This is a genomic window from Kitasatospora sp. NPDC101176 (assembly GCF_044768035.1).
Lineage (GTDB): Bacteria > Actinomycetota > Actinomycetes > Streptomycetales > Streptomycetaceae > Kitasatospora.
Genome location: NZ_JBIWPA010000011.1, coordinates 163,844 through 180,602 on the forward strand (window position 1 = coordinate 163,844; position 16,759 = coordinate 180,602).

At 74.5% G+C, this 16,759-nt stretch carries 12 protein-coding genes, 1 tRNA gene and 1 riboswitch; of the genes, 3 read left to right on the plus strand and 10 right to left on the minus strand.

The window, feature by feature from the left end; all coding sequences use genetic code 11:
• Positions 1-25 precede the first annotated feature (25 nt).
• Positions 26-676 (minus strand): helix-turn-helix domain-containing protein, encoded by a 651-nt coding sequence (locus ACIRS1_RS18190; RefSeq protein ID WP_360218217.1) that lies wholly within the window; start codon positions 674-676, stop codon positions 26-28.
• Between the two features lie 406 nt (positions 677-1,082).
• Positions 1,083-2,915 carry a DEAD/DEAH box helicase gene (locus ACIRS1_RS18195; RefSeq protein ID WP_360218256.1) on the minus strand — a complete coding sequence of 611 codons (1,833 nt, stop codon included), beginning with the start codon at positions 2,913-2,915 and terminating at the stop codon, positions 1,083-1,085.
• Positions 2,916-3,223: 308 nt separating this feature from the next.
• Between ACIRS1_RS18195 and ACIRS1_RS18200 the strand changes: the two genes are divergently transcribed.
• Complete coding sequence (locus tag ACIRS1_RS18200) at positions 3,224-3,670, plus strand: SsgA family sporulation/cell division regulator (protein WP_360218220.1); 447 nt, start codon at positions 3,224-3,226, stop codon at positions 3,668-3,670.
• A gap of 56 nt (positions 3,671-3,726) precedes the next feature.
• Here the strand turns inward: ACIRS1_RS18200 and ACIRS1_RS18205 are convergent, their stop codons facing one another.
• Genes ACIRS1_RS18205 through ACIRS1_RS18215 form a run of 3 tightly spaced genes read right to left on the minus strand, consistent with a single transcriptional unit; the run spans position 3,727 to position 8,221 of the window.
• Entirely contained in the window at positions 3,727-6,264 is a 2,538-nt protein-coding gene (locus tag ACIRS1_RS18205) for a rhomboid family intramembrane serine protease (RefSeq protein ID WP_402840719.1), read from the minus strand.
• A complete protein-coding gene (locus ACIRS1_RS18210) occupies positions 6,264-7,580 on the minus strand; it encodes an alpha/beta hydrolase (protein ID WP_402840722.1) in 1,317 nt (438 codons plus the stop codon). Before ACIRS1_RS18210 ends, ACIRS1_RS18205 begins: the two co-directional genes overlap by 1 nt.
• Positions 7,577-8,221, minus strand: a complete 645-nt coding sequence (locus tag ACIRS1_RS18215; protein ID WP_402840725.1) for a class F sortase — start codon at positions 8,219-8,221, stop codon at positions 7,577-7,579. The genes ACIRS1_RS18210 and ACIRS1_RS18215 overlap by 4 nt, the downstream gene beginning before the upstream one ends.
• A 414-nt stretch (positions 8,222-8,635) precedes the next feature.
• Between ACIRS1_RS18215 and ACIRS1_RS18220 the strand changes: the two genes are divergently transcribed.
• A complete protein-coding gene (locus tag ACIRS1_RS18220; RefSeq protein ID WP_402840728.1) occupies positions 8,636-9,970 on the plus strand; it encodes a hypothetical protein in 1,335 nt (444 codons plus the stop codon).
• A 3-nt stretch (positions 9,971-9,973) separates the two neighbouring features.
• Here ACIRS1_RS18220 and ACIRS1_RS18225 read toward each other — a convergent pair whose 3' ends face one another.
• Together ACIRS1_RS18225 and ACIRS1_RS18230 are read right to left on the minus strand one after the other, a co-directional pair.
• Positions 9,974-11,410, minus strand: a complete 1,437-nt coding sequence (locus tag ACIRS1_RS18225) for an MFS transporter (RefSeq protein ID WP_402840730.1) — start codon at positions 11,408-11,410, stop codon at positions 9,974-9,976.
• Positions 11,411-11,519: 109 nt separating this feature from the next.
• Positions 11,520-11,834: an SMR family transporter gene (locus ACIRS1_RS18230; protein ID WP_360218238.1), complete on the minus strand. Its 315-nt coding sequence runs from the start codon at positions 11,832-11,834 to the stop codon at positions 11,520-11,522.
• Positions 11,835-11,878: 44 nt separating this feature from the next.
• A riboswitch (guanidine-III (ykkC-III) riboswitch) is annotated at positions 11,879-11,944 on the minus strand.
• A gap of 97 nt (positions 11,945-12,041) precedes the next feature.
• Here ACIRS1_RS18230 and ACIRS1_RS18235 point away from each other — a divergent pair.
• Positions 12,042-12,113: transfer RNA gene (locus ACIRS1_RS18235), tRNA-Cys, on the plus strand.
• 63 nt (positions 12,114-12,176) lie between these two features.
• Here ACIRS1_RS18235 and ACIRS1_RS18240 read toward each other — a convergent pair.
• From ACIRS1_RS18240 to ACIRS1_RS18250, 3 genes are read right to left on the minus strand one after another with little or no spacing between them, the layout of a single operon-like run.
• Entirely contained in the window at positions 12,177-14,504 is a 2,328-nt protein-coding gene (locus ACIRS1_RS18240) for a xanthine dehydrogenase family protein molybdopterin-binding subunit (protein ID WP_360218241.1), read from the minus strand.
• Entirely contained in the window at positions 14,501-15,667 is a 1,167-nt protein-coding gene (locus ACIRS1_RS18245; RefSeq protein WP_402840734.1) for a 2Fe-2S iron-sulfur cluster-binding protein, read from the minus strand. Before ACIRS1_RS18245 ends, ACIRS1_RS18240 begins: the two co-directional genes overlap by 4 nt.
• Complete coding sequence (locus ACIRS1_RS18250; protein ID WP_360218259.1) at positions 15,664-16,530, minus strand: FAD binding domain-containing protein; 867 nt, start codon at positions 16,528-16,530, stop codon at positions 15,664-15,666. Before ACIRS1_RS18250 ends, ACIRS1_RS18245 begins: the two co-directional genes overlap by 4 nt.
• Positions 16,531-16,759 lie beyond the last annotated feature (229 nt).

Genomic DNA, 16,759 nt, shown 5'->3' on the forward strand with positions numbered 1-16,759 from the left:
GGGGAATCCAAACACACCTCGGCCGCTACCTCAGTGCGTCGGCCACCTCGGTCGCGGCCTCGACGACCCGGGGGCCGACCCGTTCGGGCACCAGCCCGTTGAGCATCACCACGCCGACGCTGCCCTCGATCCCGCTCAGCCCGAGCAGCGCGGCGGCCGCGCCGCACGCCCCCGACTGCTCCTCCGCGCGGGTGATGACGAAGCCCTGTTCCGGCCGTCGCTGGCTGGGGAAGGTGCGCGCTTCCAGGATCGCCCGGCCGGCGGCGCTCTCGCCGAGCGGGTGGCGCAGCCCGGTGCGGTAGGCGACGTGGAAGTCCGTCCAGCTCGGCTCGACCACGGCCACGGCCAGCGCCTCACTGCCGTCCACCAGGGTCAGGTGGGCGGTGGCGCCGAGGTCCTCGGCCAGGCTGCGCAGGGCCGGCAGCGCGGCCTCGCGCAGCAGCGGGTGCACCCGGTGGGCCAGCCGCAGCACCCCGAGGCCGACCCGGGCGCGGCCGCCGATGTCCCGGCGGACCAGGCCGTGCTGTTCCAGGGTGGCCAGCAGCCGGTAGACGACGGTGCGGTTGACGGCCAGCCGCGCCGCCAGCTCGGTGACGGTGAGGCCGCGCTCGGAGTCGGCGAGCAGTTTGAGGACCCGGACGCCACGGTCCAGGGTCTGGGAGGTCTCGGCAGTCACGACGGGCATCCTTTCCGCGACGCTCGCGGGGCGGGCGACGCCGGTACGGGTTCGGTGTCGCGCGCAGGTGGGGGTGGCCGCGCTGGGACCGTACGTCGTCGCCCTTGACGTGCGTACGGTCCTGCGGCGCCCGTCCCGTGGGGGTTGCCCGGCGGTAGAGCGTGGGGGAAAGGTAGTGAAGGAAATGTCGCGGCGGAAGTGGTTGTCCAAAATTCGGGCGTGATCGACATCAACGGCGCCGCCAAATCAGGACAGAACCCACCATTTCGCAGCCCCCGTCAGGGCATGTGTTCGACCCCGGTCCGAAGTCCGGACAGTTCGGGACAGAGGGGACCGCGGGCCCGCCGCGGCGGCCCGCCCCCGGACGGCCGCCGCGGCACATGCTGCGCGACGGCCGCCCGGCCGGCTACTTCGCCCACTCACGGATCTTGGCGATCCGCGCCTTCAGCTGGTTGGCGGTGGCCTGGGCGGTGAGCGGCCCGCCGCACTGGCGCCGCAGCTCGTTGTGGACGGTGCCGTGCGGCTGGCTGGTGCGGTGGTGCCAGGCGGCGACCAGCGCGTTCAGCTCCTTGCGCAGCTCCCGCAGCTCCTGGTGGGTGACCACCGGCCGCTGCTCGGCCGGCAGCTCCAGCAGGTCGGCCTCCTCGGCCGGCTTGCCCTTGCTGCGCTGGATCTGGCGGTGCTGGCGCTTCTGCAGCAGCATCTGCACCTGGTCCGGCTCCAGCAGGCCCGGGATGCCGAGGTAGTCGTCCTCCTCCTCGCTCCCCGGGTGGGCCTGCATGCCGAACTCCATGGCGTTGTACAGCACCCGGTCGAAGACCGCGTCGGAGCCGATCGCCTCGTAGGAGAACTCCTCGCCGCCCGCGCCGTCCGGCCCGTCGTTGGCCCGCTCGGCCTCGGCGAGCAGCCGGTCCTCCTCGTCGAAGAGGCCGTCGCCCTCCTTCTTCGGCCGGTCCAGGACGTGGTCGCGCTGCAGCTCCATCTCGTTGGCGAAGCCCAGCAGCATCGGGATCGTCGGCAGGAACACCGAGGCCGTCTCGCCGCGCTTGCGGGCGCGCACGAAGCGGCCGACGGCCTGGGCGAAGAACAGCGGGGTGGAGATCGAGGTGGCGTACACCCCGACGCACAGCCGCGGCACGTCGACGCCCTCGGACACCATGCGGACCGCGACCATCCAGCGGGACGTCCCGGCCGAGTAGTCGGAGATCCGCTTGGACGCCTCGGCCTCGTCGGACAGGACCAGGGTGACCTTCTCGCCGCTGATCTCGCGCAGCAGCTTGGCGTACGCCCTGGCCACGGTCTGGTCGGTGGCGATCACCAGGCCGCCGGCGTCCGGGATCGCCTTGCGGACCTCGGTGAGGCGGCGGTCGGCGGCCTGCAGCACGCTCGGGATCCACTCGCCCTGCGGGGCCAGCGCGGTGCGCCAGGCCTGGGCGATCAGGTCCTTGGTCATCGGCTCGCCGAGCCGGGCCTCCAGCTCGTCGCCCGACTTGGTGCGCCAGCGCATGTTGCCGCTGTAACTGAGGAAGATCACCGGCCGGACGACGTGGTCGGCGAGCGCGTGCCCGTAGCCGTAGGTGTAGTCGGCGACGGACTTGCGCAGGCCGTCGGCGCCCGCCTCGTACTGGACGAAGGGGATCGGGTTGGTGTCCGAGCGGAACGGCGTCCCGGTCAGCGCCAGCCGGCGGGTGGCCGGCTCGAAGGCCTCGAAGCAGGCCTCGCCCCAGGACTTGGAGTCACCGGCGTGGTGGATCTCGTCCATGATCACGAGGGTCTTGCGCGCCTCGGTCCGGTTGCGGTGCAGCATCGGGTTCACGCCGACGCCCGCGTACGTCACCACGATGCCCTGGTAGTCCCGGGAGAGCGGGCCGGAGGAGTAGGCCGGGTCGAGCCGGATGCCTATCCGTGCGGCGGCCTCGGCCCACTGCTTCTTGAGGTGCTCCGTCGGCGCGACGACCGTCACCTGCTGCACCAGGTGGTTGTGCAGGAGGTACGAGGCGAGGGTGAGCGCGAAGGTGGTCTTACCGGCGCCCGGGGTGGCGACCGCGAGGAAGTCGCGCGGCTGCGTCTCGATGTAGCGGTCCAGCGCGCCCTGCTGCCAGGCCCGCAGCTTGCCCGCGGTGCCCCAGGGGGCGCGGCCGGGGAAGGCCGGGGAGAGGTGGTGCGAGGCGGCGGTGGCGGCGTGGCCGCCGGTCCGGGCGGGGGCCTGCGGCTCCGGGGCGTCGGAGAACAGCGGCATCGAGGAGGCGGCGGCAGTACTCACGGTCTCCGAGGGGGATCATCGCAGGTCAGAGGCGGTTCTACGGCCCCGTCCCGCGGTCGGGCGGCGATCGGACAACCGGTCCAGCGTACCGGTTGGACGCTGTTCGAGCGTTCAGCCGGGGCCTCGCGCCGGGCCCTGGCGGCCGGAAATCGACGTGACGCGGATCACACCGCCGCGGCGCCCGAACCGGGTAATCACCGCCCGTCCCGGGACTCCCACCAGTGCGAGACCGCCCCAACCCTCCCCGTGCCGACCGGCCTCGCACCGACCCGAAGGGACCTGCCGTGCACACCGCCGCCGAAGAGACCGTCCAAGCCCGTCTGATCCTCTCCGCCCACCGCTCGGTGCGGCTGCGGGTGGTCCTGACCTACCTGCCGGCGGACCCGTTCGCGGTCCGGATGGCCTTCCCCGCCGAGTTCTCCCTGGACGACCCGGCGGCCGACGGCGCCGGCCCGGGAGAACCCGGCGGGGAGGACGTCGTCTGGGTCTTCGCCCGGCAGCTGCTCTCGGCCGGCCTGGAGCTGCCGGCGGGCGTCGGCGACGTCCACGTCCGCCCCGCGTCCGGCCGGCGCACCATGGTCGAGCTGCGGGCGCCGGAGGGCACCGCGCTGATCCGCTTCGACACCGCCGACCTGCGGCGCTTCCTGTGGCACAGCCGACTGCTCGTCCCCGAGGGCGAGGAGCACCTGCACCTGGACGCCGACCGCGCCCTCGCCGAGCTGCTCGGCTGAGCCCGGGCCCGCGCGGAGCCGACGGCCGGCTCCGCGGGCCCGGCCCGGCCGCCGGCTCAGCCCGACAGCCGCCGCATCAGCCGCACCCCCTGCGCCGGCGTCAGGTGCGGCAGGTACGCCTTGCCGATCGCCCGGGTGATGCCCGGCAGCGCGGCGGGGTCGGGGTACGCCATGTACATCGGCCGGTACTCCGGCTGGAACTTCGACTTGAACGCGAGCAGCGAGCGGAAGCCGTACACCGGCTCCAGCACCCGGCCCATCCAGTCCAGCATCCGCTGCAGACCGGTGGGTCCCTCACCCTGCCCGGAGCGGGCCAGCGGCGCGCCGGACAGCGAGAGGAACCGCGCGCCCTCCTCCTTGAAGCCCAGCGCGGCCGAGGCGATCAGGAACTCGTTGACGCCGCGGAAGCCGTCCGAGCGGCGGCGCATGAAGTCCAGCGTCCAGCCGACCGGCACGCCGTTCTCGTACACCGGCATCCAGCTGGTCAGCCCGTGCACGACGCGCTGCTCGTCCACCGCGATCAGCACCCGCACGTCCGGGTCGTCCAGCTCCTCCAGCCCGCCCAGCGTGAAGCCCATCTCGGGCAGGCCCTTCTCGGAGACCCACTCCTCGGAGATCTCGCGGATCTGGTCCCGCAGCGCCCTCGGCGCCTCGTGGTAGGCCCACCACTCGGCGGTGATGCCCTGCTTGCCGGCCTTGTTCAGCGCGGTCCGGATGTCCTGCCACTTGCGGCCGGTGAAGGCCAGCTCGGGCAGCGCGACCACGGTGTCCTCGGCGACCTGCACCGAGCGCCAGCCGAGCTGTGCGGCGGCCGACCGGGTCTGCGGGGAGACGCTGTAGAAGCACGGGGTCCAGCCGCGGGCGTCGCAGAACCGGGCGAAGCCCGCCACCGCCCGCTCCCGGGCCTCCGGTTCGCCGAACGGGTCGCCGGTGGTCAGCGCCACGGTGCCGCGCACCCGGTAGGCGACCGCCGCCCGGCCGTCCTCGTCGAACCAGTAGTGGTTGCCGTCCCAGGTGGTGATGAAGGAGAGCGTCCCGCCGCCGTACGCGGTGAGCAGCGCCCGGGCCCGGGCGGACGCGTCCGCGTCGGTGTGCAGGACCGGCCGGCGGAAGGCCACCAGCAGCGCGCTCAGCGTGACCACCCAGAACGCCAGCCCGGAGTACGTCTCCAGCAGGAGGGCCACCCGGCCGACCGCTATCGGGTAGTCCGGCGTGAGGTCGTTGTACGCGGGCGGCAGGAACAGCGCCGGCAGCCCGTGCAGCAGGCGGCGCAGGTTCGCCCCCGGCTCGAACTGGTCGGCCACCAGCACCCCCACGCCCGCGTAGGCGGCGCAGGCGGCCAGCGCGGCGCCGCCGATCACCGACCCGAGCCGGCGCACCGCCCGGCCGGCCAGCCGCATCCGGAAGCGCTGGCGGGTGGCCAGCAGCAGTCCGAGGGTGAGCAGCGGCAGCAGCAGCGCCTCGACGAAGTACTGGATCACGTCGCCGCTGTCCGGCCCGGAGTCCAGGTACAGCCAGCCCAGCAGCCCGGCCCAGAGCAGCTCGGTGGCGACGGTGATCCGCCAGGCCAGCCGCAGCCCGCGGCGCAACCCCTCGGCGAGCACCAGCAGCAGGGCCGGGAACAGGGCTGCCATCAGCCGGCCGGGGGTGTCGAAGATCCGCTCGACGGCGTGCGCGCGGGCGCAGTCGTGCGCTGACACCGCGCAGAAGTCGGCGACCTCCTCGGGGCTGAGGCGGTGCGACAGGTACAGCTCGGAGAAGGTGTTGAACGGCCCGGTGGCGTTGTCGTACAGCGAGGCGATCAGCGGCCCGAAGGCGGCGGCGACCAGGCAGAGCGCGATCAGCACCCGGGTCTCGGAGTGCGAGGAGCGGTGCGTGCGCAGGTGCTGCCGGCCCCGGTTCAGCAGGGCGCCGGCGCCGAGTCCGACGAGCGCGGCGGCGCACCGCTGGACGCTCTGCAGGTGGCCCACGTACAGCGTCATGACCAACGGGACGAGCAGCACCAGCAGGTGCAGCCGGCGGCGCCAGAGCACGGTGAGCCGGTAGCCGAGCACCGCGGCGAGCGCGAACAGCCCGACGCCGGGGCCGACGGCGGTCTGGTCGGCCACCGAGGCGGTCCACTGCTCACCGGCCCGGGAGCCGACCGCGACCAGCCCGGCGCCCAGCAGGGTGCCCGCCAGCTGCCCGGCGACCAGCACCGCGAGCGTCCGGGCCCGGCCGAGCCGGTGCTCGGCCGCCGGGCCGACCAGGAGCAGCAGCAGGCTGGTGAACACGTACGAGCCGGCGCCGGAGCACCAGAACAGCGAGCTGAAGGGGGTCCACCAGTGGCCCTCGGCGAGGGTGGGCAACCCCACCCCGACCCGGGCGAGCAGCCGCTCGGACGGCCCGTGCGCCAGGCTGTCGGTGGCCGCGCCGACCGCCCAGAGCCCGGCCAGCAGGGCCAGGGTCAGCGGCGCCGAGCGCAACCGGCCGCCGAAGGCCGCCGCAGCCCTGCGCAACCGCTGAGGGCGCGGGTCGGGCGTGCCGGCGACGGGCGCGCGGTCCCGCGGCCACTCGCGCTCCTCGGCCGGCGCCGGGGCCGCCAGGAGCCGCATCACCGGATCAGCCCGGTCTGCTGGGAGAGCCAGGTCAGGTTCTGCTCGAAGGCCTGCCGGAAGACCACCCAGCTGTGCCAGCCGGGGATGGTCTGGTAGGCGACGTCCATGCCGGCGGCCTGGGCGGCCGCGAAGGCCTTCTCCTGCATCGGGCGGAAGTCCGGGTCGTTGGCGCCGACCACGAACCGGCCGGCGGTGTCGGGGAACTTCTTCCGCGCCATCAGGTGCAGCGGGTCGACGGCGTCGAAGGCGGCCTCGTCGCCGCCGAAGGCCTTGTCGACGGTCTCGCCGTGGCTGCCCAGGGTCGGCTCGTCCTGCCCGGAGATGTCCAGGAAGCTGCCGTAGACGTCGGGGGCGTTGACGGCGAGCTGGAGCGAGCAGGTGCCGCCGAGCGAGAGCCCGCCGATGGCGAAGGCGGTGCGGCCGGTGGCGGTCTGCAGGTTCCGGTGGATCCAGTCCGGGACGTCCTCGGCCAGGTAGGTGTGCGCCTTGGCGATCCGGGAGTCCATGCAGAGCGTGTTGGTGATGGGGCTGCCGGTGGGGTCGGCGACCACCACGATCGGGGCGAGGCCCTGGTGCGCGGCGGCGAAGGCGTCCAGGGTGTCCCGGATGGCGCCGGAGTTGACCCAGTCCTCCGGGGCACCGGGCTGGCCGGGCAGCAGCACCACGACGGGCAGCAGCGGGCGGGGGGTGGCCTGGTAGGCGGGCGGCAGGTAGACGTAGCCGCCGCGGGCCTTGAAGCCGGACTTGGCGCCGGGGATGGTCACCCCGGAGAGGGTGCCCTTGGCGGGCAGGCCGGCGGGCGCGTGCCACTGCTCCTCGACGGGCCGGCCGGGCGAGGCGGCGACGGTGCTGGCCGTCCTGCCGGTGGTGAGCGCCTCGATCTCGGGCGCCAGCATGGCCCGGGCGGTGGGGTACTGGTCGAAGCCCCGGTTGACCTGGGAGGCGGCCATCAGCAGGACCAGCACGGCACCGCTGGCCGCCAGCAGCCGCCGGCGGGTGGCGAGCAGCGGGGCGCGGAGCAGGAGCAGGCACACCGCGAACAGCGCGACGGCTATCCAGCGCATCACGAAGTCCGGAGTGCCCTCCGGGAAGGGGTGCCACCAGCCGTCGACGGCGATCTTCACCAGGGCGGTGAGCGCGGCGGCCAGCAGCAGGGCGCCCAGCAGGCGCGGGGCCCGCCAGCGCTCGTGGCGGGAGAACGCGAGCAGGACCAGCGCGCCCCAGCCGGCGGAGAGCACGGCGTACGGGACGGGGCCGTGGGTGAGCGGCCAGTCGATCGGGTTCCAGCGGGTGGCGAGGGTCAGCGTGGTCATGCGGCTTTGCCCGGCCGGGTGGTGTCGGCCAGGAAGCCGTAGGCGACGACGTTGCCCTCGTAGCCGTGCTCCTCGCTGTACGCGCCGCCGCAGGTGATCACCCGCAGCTGTGCGTCGGCGGCCTGGCGGTACACCCGGTCGTCCGGGAAGTCCTTTCGGTCGTGCACTTCGATGGCGTAGAGCTGGTAGACGGCGGTGGCGCCGTCGGCGCGGGCGATCTCGATCCGGTCGCCGCGGTGGAGCGCCCCCAGGCGGTAGAAGACGGCCGGGCCGGCCTTGGTGTCGACGTGCCCGGCCAGGATGGCGGTGCCGCGCTGCCCGGGGCTGGCGCCGCCGCGGTACCAGCCCGCCAGGTTGCGGTCGGCCTCGGACGGGGCTTCGAGGTGCCCGTCGGGGCCGACGCCCAGCGCGGTGACGGGGGCGTCCAGCCGGACGGACGGGATGCGGATCCGGGTCGGGGCGGACGGGCCGAGCGGCGGTACGACGGAGACCGGGGCGAAGCCGGAGAGGGCCTGTCCGACGCCGGGTGCGGGCGGCAGGGCGCCCGGTCCGCCGTCGTGCAGCAGCCAGGCACCGAGCACCAGCGCGGCACCGGCCGCCAGGGTGCCCGGCCACGGGCTCCTGCTCTGCTGGACGCCCACGGGCGCTCCCCTCTGCCGACGGAATCCCGATTCCTGGGAGTTTCCTGGGAACAATTGAAGCGGATCGGACCCTAATGCACGTCCATACGATGGTCGTACCGACACCCGCCGATCGGCAGGGACAGCGGCCCGGCGCCTGCGCCGAGTGGACGCCGGATCACGGAGCGCGACAGCGGCGTCCCGCGCCGGGCACCCCGCCGCTCGCGCGTCAACGCGCCCGGCAAGAGCTTCGACGTGGACGGGACCGGACTGGTTGCGTCAATCGAGCGATCGATTGAGACCGTCCGTGGTGCCTCTCCGACCGATCACGCCCACATGCCATGCTGACCCGGTCACGGGTTGTATCACCCCACTTGTCCGACCGGACTTTCGCGCGCCTGAACGCCCGCCGAACGCCTCATGAACGGAGTGACCATGGAAGCCCTCTCCCGCCGCACCCTGCTGGCCGCCGGTGCGGCCACCGCCGCGGCCCTGGCCGCCGGCTGCGGCAGCAACGGCGCGGGCGGCGGCGAGCGGGCGACGGGACCGGCCGTACCCGCCACCGGCGAGGCCGTCGAGCAGACCGCCACCCCCGCCCCGGCCCCCAAGCCGCAGGCCGCCCTGATCGGCGACGGATCCACCTCCGACACCGGCGCCCAGCCCCGCCAGCCGGTGCCCGAGCGGCTCCGGGCCGGCGAGCGCCCGCCGCAGTTCGTGGTCTTCTCCTGGGACGGCGCCGGCGAACTCGACAACGGGCTGTTCGCCCGCTTCCGCCGGCTGGCGCAGGAGCACAACGCGTCGATGACCTTCTTCCTCAGCGGCCTCTACCTGCTGCCCGAGTCCAAGAAGGACCTCTACCGCCCGCCGCAGCACAAGGTCGGCGCCTCCGACATCGGCTACCTCAGCGACCAGCACATCCACGACACCCTGGAGAACCTGCACGCGGCCTGGCTGGAGGGCCACGAGATCGGCACCCACTTCAACGGCCACTTCTGCGGCTCCACCGGCGTCGGCAAGTGGTCCCCCGAGGAGTGGGACAGCGAGATCCAGCAGGCGATGGACTTCGTCACCAACTGGCGCACCAACACCGGCTTCACCGACCTCCCGGCGCTGCCCTTCGACTACCGCAAGGAGCTGATCGGCAGCCGCACCCCCTGCCTGGAGGGCCAGCGCAACCTGCTGCCCACCGCCGTCAAGCGCGGCTGGCGCTACGACAGCAGCGGCAACGGCACCCAGGTCTGGCCGCAGCGGATCCAGGGCGGGGCCCTGTGGGACCTCCCGCTGCAGTCCATCCCCTTCCCCGGGCACACCTTCCAGGTGCTCTCGATGGACTACAACATCATGTACAACCAGTGCGGCCCCAACACCAAGGCCGACCCGGCGCTCTACCCGGGCTTCCAGGCCCAGGCCCGCGACGCCTACCTGATGGGCTTCGACCGCACCTACCGCAGCAACCGCGCGCCGTACATCATCGGCAACCACTTCGAGGAGTGGAACGGCGGCATCTACATGAACGCCGTCGAGGACGCCCTCAAGGTCATCGCGGGCAAGCCGGAGGTCCGGCTGGTGTCGTTCCGCCAACTGGTGGACTGGCTGGAGGCCCAGGACCCGGCGGTGCTGCGCAAGCTGCAGGGCCTCGCCCCCGGCCAGTCGCCGACCGGCGGCTGGGAGGCCTTCCTGGGCACCCCGGCGGCGCCGCCGGCGAGCTCCTCGGCGACCGCCACCGACAGCGCCACCGCCACCGCCACCGCCACCGCCACCGCCGGCTGACCGTCAGGCCCGGCGCACCCGGCCGGAGACCAGCGCACCCAGCAGGGCCACCCCGGCCATGGTCAGGAAGATCACCGTGAAGGCGCCGGCCGAGCCGGTGGACCCGGCCCCCTCGTGGGCGGCGGCCAGCGAGCCGCCGCCCAGGGCCGCGAACAGCACCCCGGCCAGACCCACCAGCAGCACGTTGCCCAGCGCGTCGCTCATCTGCAGCGAGGCCGAGTTGGCCCCCGCGTCCTCCGGCGCGGACAGCTTCATCATCAGCACGCTCACGCTGGCGACCGTCAGGCCCATCCCGATCCCGCCGACGCCCCAGGCGACCGCCGCCACCCAGGCCGGCACCGCCGGGACCAGCACCAGCGCCGCGCCCGCGATCGCCACCGCGGTCAGCACGAACCCGCCCCGGATCATCGCCTCGCGGTAGCGCTCCGCCCCCGGCCGCCCCTGCAGCCACGAGCCCAGCGCCCAGGAGAGCCCGCCGCTGGTCAGCGTGAGCCCGGCCAGCGTCGGGGACAGCCCGCGCTGGGTGACCATCATCAGCGGGATGAACGCCTCGGCCGCGAAGAACGCCCCCGCGGCCACGCCGCGCAGCAGGATCACCGTCGGCAGGCCGCGCCCGGCCCGCAGCGTCCCGGTGGGCAGCAGGCCCAGCACGGCGGGCAGCAGCAGCGCCGCACCGGCCGCCGCCGGGAGCAGCCCGAGCGGGTCGAGCCGCTGGCCGGCGTACTGCAGCAGGCCCGCCCCCACCGCCGCCATCGCGGCCAGTACGGTGCGCCGGCGGTCGAAGTCCGCGCCCTTCGCCACCGGGTGCTCCCGCTCGGAGCGGGCCAGCGCCGGGCCCATCACGGCCAGCGGCAGCAGGATCAGCACGGGCACCGCCAGGAACACCCAGCGCCAGCCCAGGTGCTGGGTGACCGCTCCGGAGACCACCGGGCCGACGATCGAGGGCAGCACCCAGGCCGAGGAGAAGGCCGCGAACACGGACGGCCGCAGCCGCTCCGGGTAGGCCCTGCCGACCACCACGTACAGGGCGACGATCACCAGGCCGCCGCCCAGCCCCTGGACCGCCCGCCCGGCCACGAACAGCCACATCCCCGGCGCCGCGCCGGCCACCACCAGGCCGGCGCCGAACACCGCGATGCCGGTGAACAGCGGCTGCAGCGGGCCGCGCCGGTCGCACCACTGGCCCGAGACGACCAGGGCGAACAGCGTGGTGGTGAAGTAGCCGGAGAAGGCGAAGGCGTAGAGCCCGAGGCCGTCGAGCTGGCGGGCCGCCACCGGCATCGCGGTGTTGACGGCCGTCGCCTCGAAGGCGAGCAGCAGGACCACCGAGACGATCCCCAGCGTCAGCGCCCGGTAGCGGCCGCTGAGGACCCCGCCGCCGGGGTCGTCGTCGAGGGGTACGGGCGCGGGGTCGACCGAGGTGGGGGAGGCAGTGGTCATACGTAACATCGTAAGGGCCGTCCGCCTGGGTGACCCCTGACTCCGGTCGCTGACCGGATCCGCCGCAGGACCTAGGACCCGTCGCCCGGCACGGCCCGGGACCACCGCGTCAGTGCAGCGCCTTGAGGCCCACCACGCCGGAGACGATCAGCAGCAGGCAGCCGATCCGGGCCGCGGTCACCGCGTCCCCCAGGACGGCCATGCCGTAGAGCGCGGTGCCGACCGCGCCGATGCCGACCCACACCGCGTACCCGGTGCCGATCGGGATGGTGCGCATCGCGTACGCCAGCCCGCCCATGCTCAGCAGCAGGGCGACGCCGAAGACGAGGCTGGGGACGAGCCGGGAGAAGCCCTTGGACGATTCCAGGGCGACCGCCCACACGGTCTCCAGGACACCCGAGACGATCAGAACGAGCCAAGCCATGACGGCCGTACCTCCGCAGTCCACAGCGGCCGGATTGCCGCTGAACTGCGCCGTCTTGTCGTCACCGGGTACGACGCGCTCGTCCGGGGTGGCCGGAGCCCGACCACCTGTCTCCGACCGTAGCACGGGCCGCCGCCGGAGTTGCCATGCAGAATTTACATTCGGCCGTTGACGGTCCGTCGCGGAATCCGCCACCATGAATTCACTGGCCGTGTGCCCGAGTGGCTTAGGGAACCGTCTGCAAAGCGGTACACGCGGGTTCGATTCCCGCCATGGCCTCGAAAAGGAATTGCCGGTCGGCTTTCGCGCCGACCGGCAATTCCCGTTTCCGGGAATTCCCGGTCAGCCCGCGATCGCGTCCTCGGGGCGGATCGGCAGCCGGCCGACCGGCAGGCCGGTGGCGGCGCGGACGGCCGCCGCGACGGCCGCCGGGGCCACCACCGCGGGCACCGCGCTGACCGCCTTCGCGCCGAAGGTCGCCACCACGTCCCGCTCCTCCAGCAGGGCGGCGATCCGCACCTCCGGGGTGTCCAGGGCGGTGGGCAGCCGGTAGCCGGTGAGCGAGGGGTTCTGCAGCACCCCGCCCTCGGTGCGCAGGTCCTCCAGCAGCGCCAGGCCGACGCCCTGTGCCACCCCGGCCTCGATCCGGTCCTCGATCTGCCGCGGGTTCAGCGCCCGGCCGACGTCCTGCGCGACCGTCATCTCGACCACCCGGACGGCGCCCAGCTCGATGTCCACGTCCACCACCGCGCGCATCGCGCAGAAGGCGATGGAGACGAAGGCGTCGCCCTGCCCGTTCTCGTCCAGCGGCTCGGTCGGGTGCGGGCGGCACTGCGCGGTGGCCCACAGCTCCTTGCCCTCCAGCGCCTCGGCGACCGGCATGCCGAGCACCCCGTCGTACGAGGTGATCTTGCCGTCGGCGATCTGCAGCAGCTCCGCGGACATCCCGAAGTTGGCGGCGATCGGCTGTAGCAGCTGGTGGCGGACCATCAGCGCGGCGCGCTCCACAGCGCCGCCGGAGACCCAGGTGTGCCGGCCCCGGGCGGACGGCCCGGCGATCGACTGGTCGCTGTCGGCCGGCGCGATGTAGACCTCGCTGACGCCCAGCACGCTCTGCACGATCTGCCGCGCCAGGGTGGCGAAGCCCTGCCCGGAGTCGACGGCCGCGCAGATCACCGTGGCGTGGTCACCGCTGACCCGCACCGTGGCGGTGGAGACCTCGTCCTCGCCCTCGGCCCCGAGCATGTGCACCATGCCGACCGCGTAGCCGATCCCGCGCCGCACCGCGGCCGGGTCGCCGGCGCCGCCGGGCCCGCCCGGCAGCAGCCACTCGGCGTCCGGGTCGTCCACCGGCAGGGCCGGCAGCGGCTCGGCCGCGACGGCCTCCAGCAGCGCGCCCACCGGCGCGGGGCAGGTGACGGCCTGCCCGGTGGGCATCGGGTCCCCGGTGGACATCGCGTTGCGGCGGCGGATCTCCACCGGGTCCACGCCGATCCGGGCGGCCAGCTGGTCCAGCTGCGACTCGTGGGCGAAGCAGGCCTGCAGCGCGCCCTCGCCGCGCATCCGCCCGGCCGGCGGGTTGTTGGTGCGCACCGCCCAGGCGTCCACGAAGACGTTCGGGCAGACGTACGGGCCGACCGAGAAGGCCGTGGCGGCCGCCAGCGCCTCGGCGGAGACGTCCGCGTACGCGCCGCCGTCCAGCAGGATCTGCGCCTCGACCTTGACCAGCCGGCCCTCGGCGTCGGCGTGGTGGCGGTAGCGCAGCAGCGCGGGGTGGCGCGAGGTGTGGGTGTGGAAGGACTCCTCGCGGGTGAGGGTCATCTTCACCGGGCGGCCGGTGCGCAGCGCCAGCAGCGCCAGGGTGACCTGGAACGAGAGGTCCTCGCGGTCGGTGGTGGCGCCGGGTACCCCGGTGACCACCAGCCGGACCCGGTCGGGCTCCAGGCCCAGGCAGGCCGCGGTGCGGTCGCGGTCGCCGTGCGGGTCGGTGGAGGACAGGTGCAGCTCGACGCCGCCGTCCGGGCGCGGCACGGCGAGCCCGGCCTCGGCGCCGAGCGGCGCCGGGTCCTGCCGGCCGACCTGGTAGAGGCCCTCGACGATGACCTCGCCGGCCGCCTCCGGGTCCCCGGTGCGCAGCGGCAGGTGGCGGAACAGGTTGCCGTCCGGGTGCAGCGGCGGGGCGGTGAAGGCCTGCTCGGGGTCGGTGACGGCCTCCAGCGGCTCGTAGTCGACCGTGATCAGACCGACCGCGAGCCGGGCGGTGTCCGGGTGGTCGGCCGCCACCGCGGCGATCGGCTCGCCGTGGTGGCGCACCACGCCCGCGGCCAGCACCGGCCGGTCGGCGAGGATCGGGCCGGCCGGGGCGCCGTCCGGGGTGCCGTCCGGGCCGGGCGGCAGGTCGGCGGCGGTGACCACGGCGTGCACGCCGGGCAGCGCCAGCGCGGCCGAGGTGTCGATGCCGCGGATCCTGGCGTGCGGGTGCGGCGAGCGCAGCACGGCGCCCCAGAGCAGCCCCTCGGCCCAGAGGTCGGCCGCGTACGGGAAGATGCCGAGTGCCTTGGGCAGCGCGTCGCTGCGCAGCGGTGAGCTGCCCAGGCCGAACGGCTCCGGTGCGCCGCCCTCGCCGCCGTCCTGCTGGAGTGCTGCGCCGATGTCGGTAGGCGACGTCATGATGCGTGGTCGTCCTCGGGGAGCCGGATGCCGTGGGCGGGGGTGGCGCCGTACGGGACGCCGGCCTGGGCGCCGTCGTCGGCCGGGGCGCCGTGCGGGGGCGCGGGGACGTACGGGGTGCCGTGCGGGGGCGTGCCGTCGAAGGCGGCGCCGGGCAGCGGCGTGCCGTGCGCGGGGGTGGGCTGGTAGACCGGGGCGTCGTACCCGGTGTCGTAGCCGTTCTGCTGCGGGTAGCCGTCCGCGGGGTAGCCGCCGTCCGGGTAGACGCCGTGGACGGGCGTCCCGTGCGCGGGGGTGGTCTGGTACGGCTGCTCGGGGTAGCCCTGCTGCGGGTAGTACACCTGGTCGTCGGCAGCCTGGGCCGGGATGCCCTGGACCGGCGTCAGGACGGCGGTGTCGTACACGCCGGTGTCGTAGCCGCCCTGGCCGTCGCCGTACGGCCCGCCCCCGGTCGGGGCCTCCTCGACGGGCGGCTGCGGGACGTGCTCGATCCACGCGTCGGCGTCGGTGTAGACGGGCGGGTCGGCGACCGGCTCGGGTTCGGCGGCCGGCGCCGGGGCGGCCGTCCCGTCGGCGGGCTGGTCGGCGAGCGCCGCCTCCTCCGCCTCCTCGGCCTCCAGGGCGCGCGCGTCGGCGATGCTCTGGACGGCGGCCAGCACGCCCCGGTAGCCGGTGCAGCGGCAGAGGTTGCCGCAGAGCGCCTGCCGGGCCTCGACCTCGGTGGGCCGGTGGTTGCGCTGGAGCAGGTCGTGGACCGCCATCGCCATGCCCGGGGTGCAGTAGCCGCACTGCACCGCGCCGGACTCGGCCAGCGCCTGCTGGACGTCGCTGGCGCCGCCGGCGGCCGACAGGCCCTCGACGGTGTTGATCTCGCTGTCCGCGGCCAGTGCGGCGGGCACCAGGCAGCCGGCCACCAGCTGGCCGTCCACCTGCACCGAGCAGGCCCCGCACTCTCCCTGTTCGCAGCCGTCCTTGGCGCCGGCCAGGCCGAGCCGCTCGCGCAGCACGTAGAGCAGGCTCTCACCGATCCAGGCGTCGGTGACGGGCCGTTCGAAACCGTTGACCCGCAGCGTGTAGGAGGCGCACGGGCGCAGCTCGCGGCTGACCTGCGGGGTGAGGCCGAGCGGGTCGGCGTCGAGGGTCTCGATGGGGTCTGTGCTCACTTCAGCGCCCTTCCCAGTGCCCGTCGGGCCAGCACCGATACGGTACGCCGTAGCCGAACGGCGGCCGCGCTCGGCCCCTCGGTCACGGCCTCCCAGGCGCCCTCGGCGCCGTAGGTGTCGGGGACGCAGGCGGCGGCCACGTACTCGCCGAAGGCGGCGGTGGCGGCCGGGTCGATCTCCCGGCTGCCGTCCCAGTCGATGCAGCCGGCGACCCAGGCCTCGGCCTCCAGCGGGCGCAGCGGCACCGGGGCGACGGCGCCGACCGCGCAGCGCACGGCGCGCCGGGCCGGGTCGAGGACGAGGGCGACGGAGGCGGTGGCGCGGGCCGGGCCGCTGCGGCCGGTGGCCTTGAGGAAGACCTGCGGCGCGTGCAGCAGCGGGACCCGCACCCAGGTGAGCAGTTCGCCGGGCCGCACCGGGTCGAGCCCGGTGAGCAGGTGGCTGACCGGCACCTCGCGGCTGCCGCCGGCCCGGGCCAGGGTGACGCTGGCCTCCAGGGCGGCGAGCACCGGGAGGGTGTCGCCGGCCGGGGCGGCGGTGACGATGTTGCCGCCGAGGGTGCCGACGTTGCGGACCTGCGGCGGGCCGGCGGTGCGGGCGGCGTCGGCGAGCGCGGGGATGAGCGCGGCGAAGTCCGGGCGGTCCATCCGGGCGTGGGTGAGTCCGGCGCCGAGAACCGCGGTGCCGCCGTCCTCGTAGCGCCAGCCGCGCAGTTCGGTGATCCGGCCGAGCCCGACCAGGGCGGCGGGGCGCAGCCGTCCGGCGTTGACGGCCTCCATCAGGTCGGTGGCTCCGGCCACCGGTACCGCGGCCGGGGCGGCGGCCAGCGCGTCGACGGCCTCGTCGAGGGAGGCCGGCAGCATGATCGTCCGGTTCACCTGGGTCCCACCGTGCTCCACTTGCTCATCGATCGCCTGCCGCCCGCGGCCTTCGGCCGTGGTGTCCGCGTCAGCAGCCCGGCCTGGCCCGTAGGGTACGGGCGATCGGGCCGGGTTGGGCAACTCTGGCACACAATGCTCGATGATCATTTCGGGACGGGTGAACGGGACTGCCCGATTGGGACGGATACCGGGCGGTATCTGCCCCGGCCCG

Bases quoted from the DNA above. Each gene is read 5' to 3' on its own strand.
- ACIRS1_RS18195 (WP_360218256.1), bottom strand. From the start codon at position 2,915: ATGCCGCTGTTCTCCGACGCCCCGGAGCCGCAGGCCCCCGCCCGGACC.
- ACIRS1_RS18205 (WP_402840719.1), bottom strand. From the start codon at position 6,264: ATGCGGCTCCTGGCGGCCCCGGCGCCGGCCGAGGAGCGCGAGTGGCCG.
- ACIRS1_RS18210 (WP_402840722.1), bottom strand. From the start codon at position 7,580: ATGACCACGCTGACCCTCGCCACCCGCTGGAACCCGATCGACTGGCCG.
- ACIRS1_RS18220 (WP_402840728.1), top strand. From the start codon at position 8,636: ATGGAAGCCCTCTCCCGCCGCACCCTGCTGGCCGCCGGTGCGGCCACC.
- ACIRS1_RS18225 (WP_402840730.1), bottom strand. From the start codon at position 11,410: ATGACCACTGCCTCCCCCACCTCGGTCGACCCCGCGCCCGTACCCCTC.
- ACIRS1_RS18230 (WP_360218238.1), bottom strand. From the start codon at position 11,834: ATGGCTTGGCTCGTTCTGATCGTCTCGGGTGTCCTGGAGACCGTGTGG.
- ACIRS1_RS18240 (WP_360218241.1), bottom strand. From the start codon at position 14,504: ATGACGTCGCCTACCGACATCGGCGCAGCACTCCAGCAGGACGGCGGC.
- ACIRS1_RS18250 (WP_360218259.1), bottom strand. From the start codon at position 16,530: ATGCTGCCGGCCTCCCTCGACGAGGCCGTCGACGCGCTGGCCGCCGCC.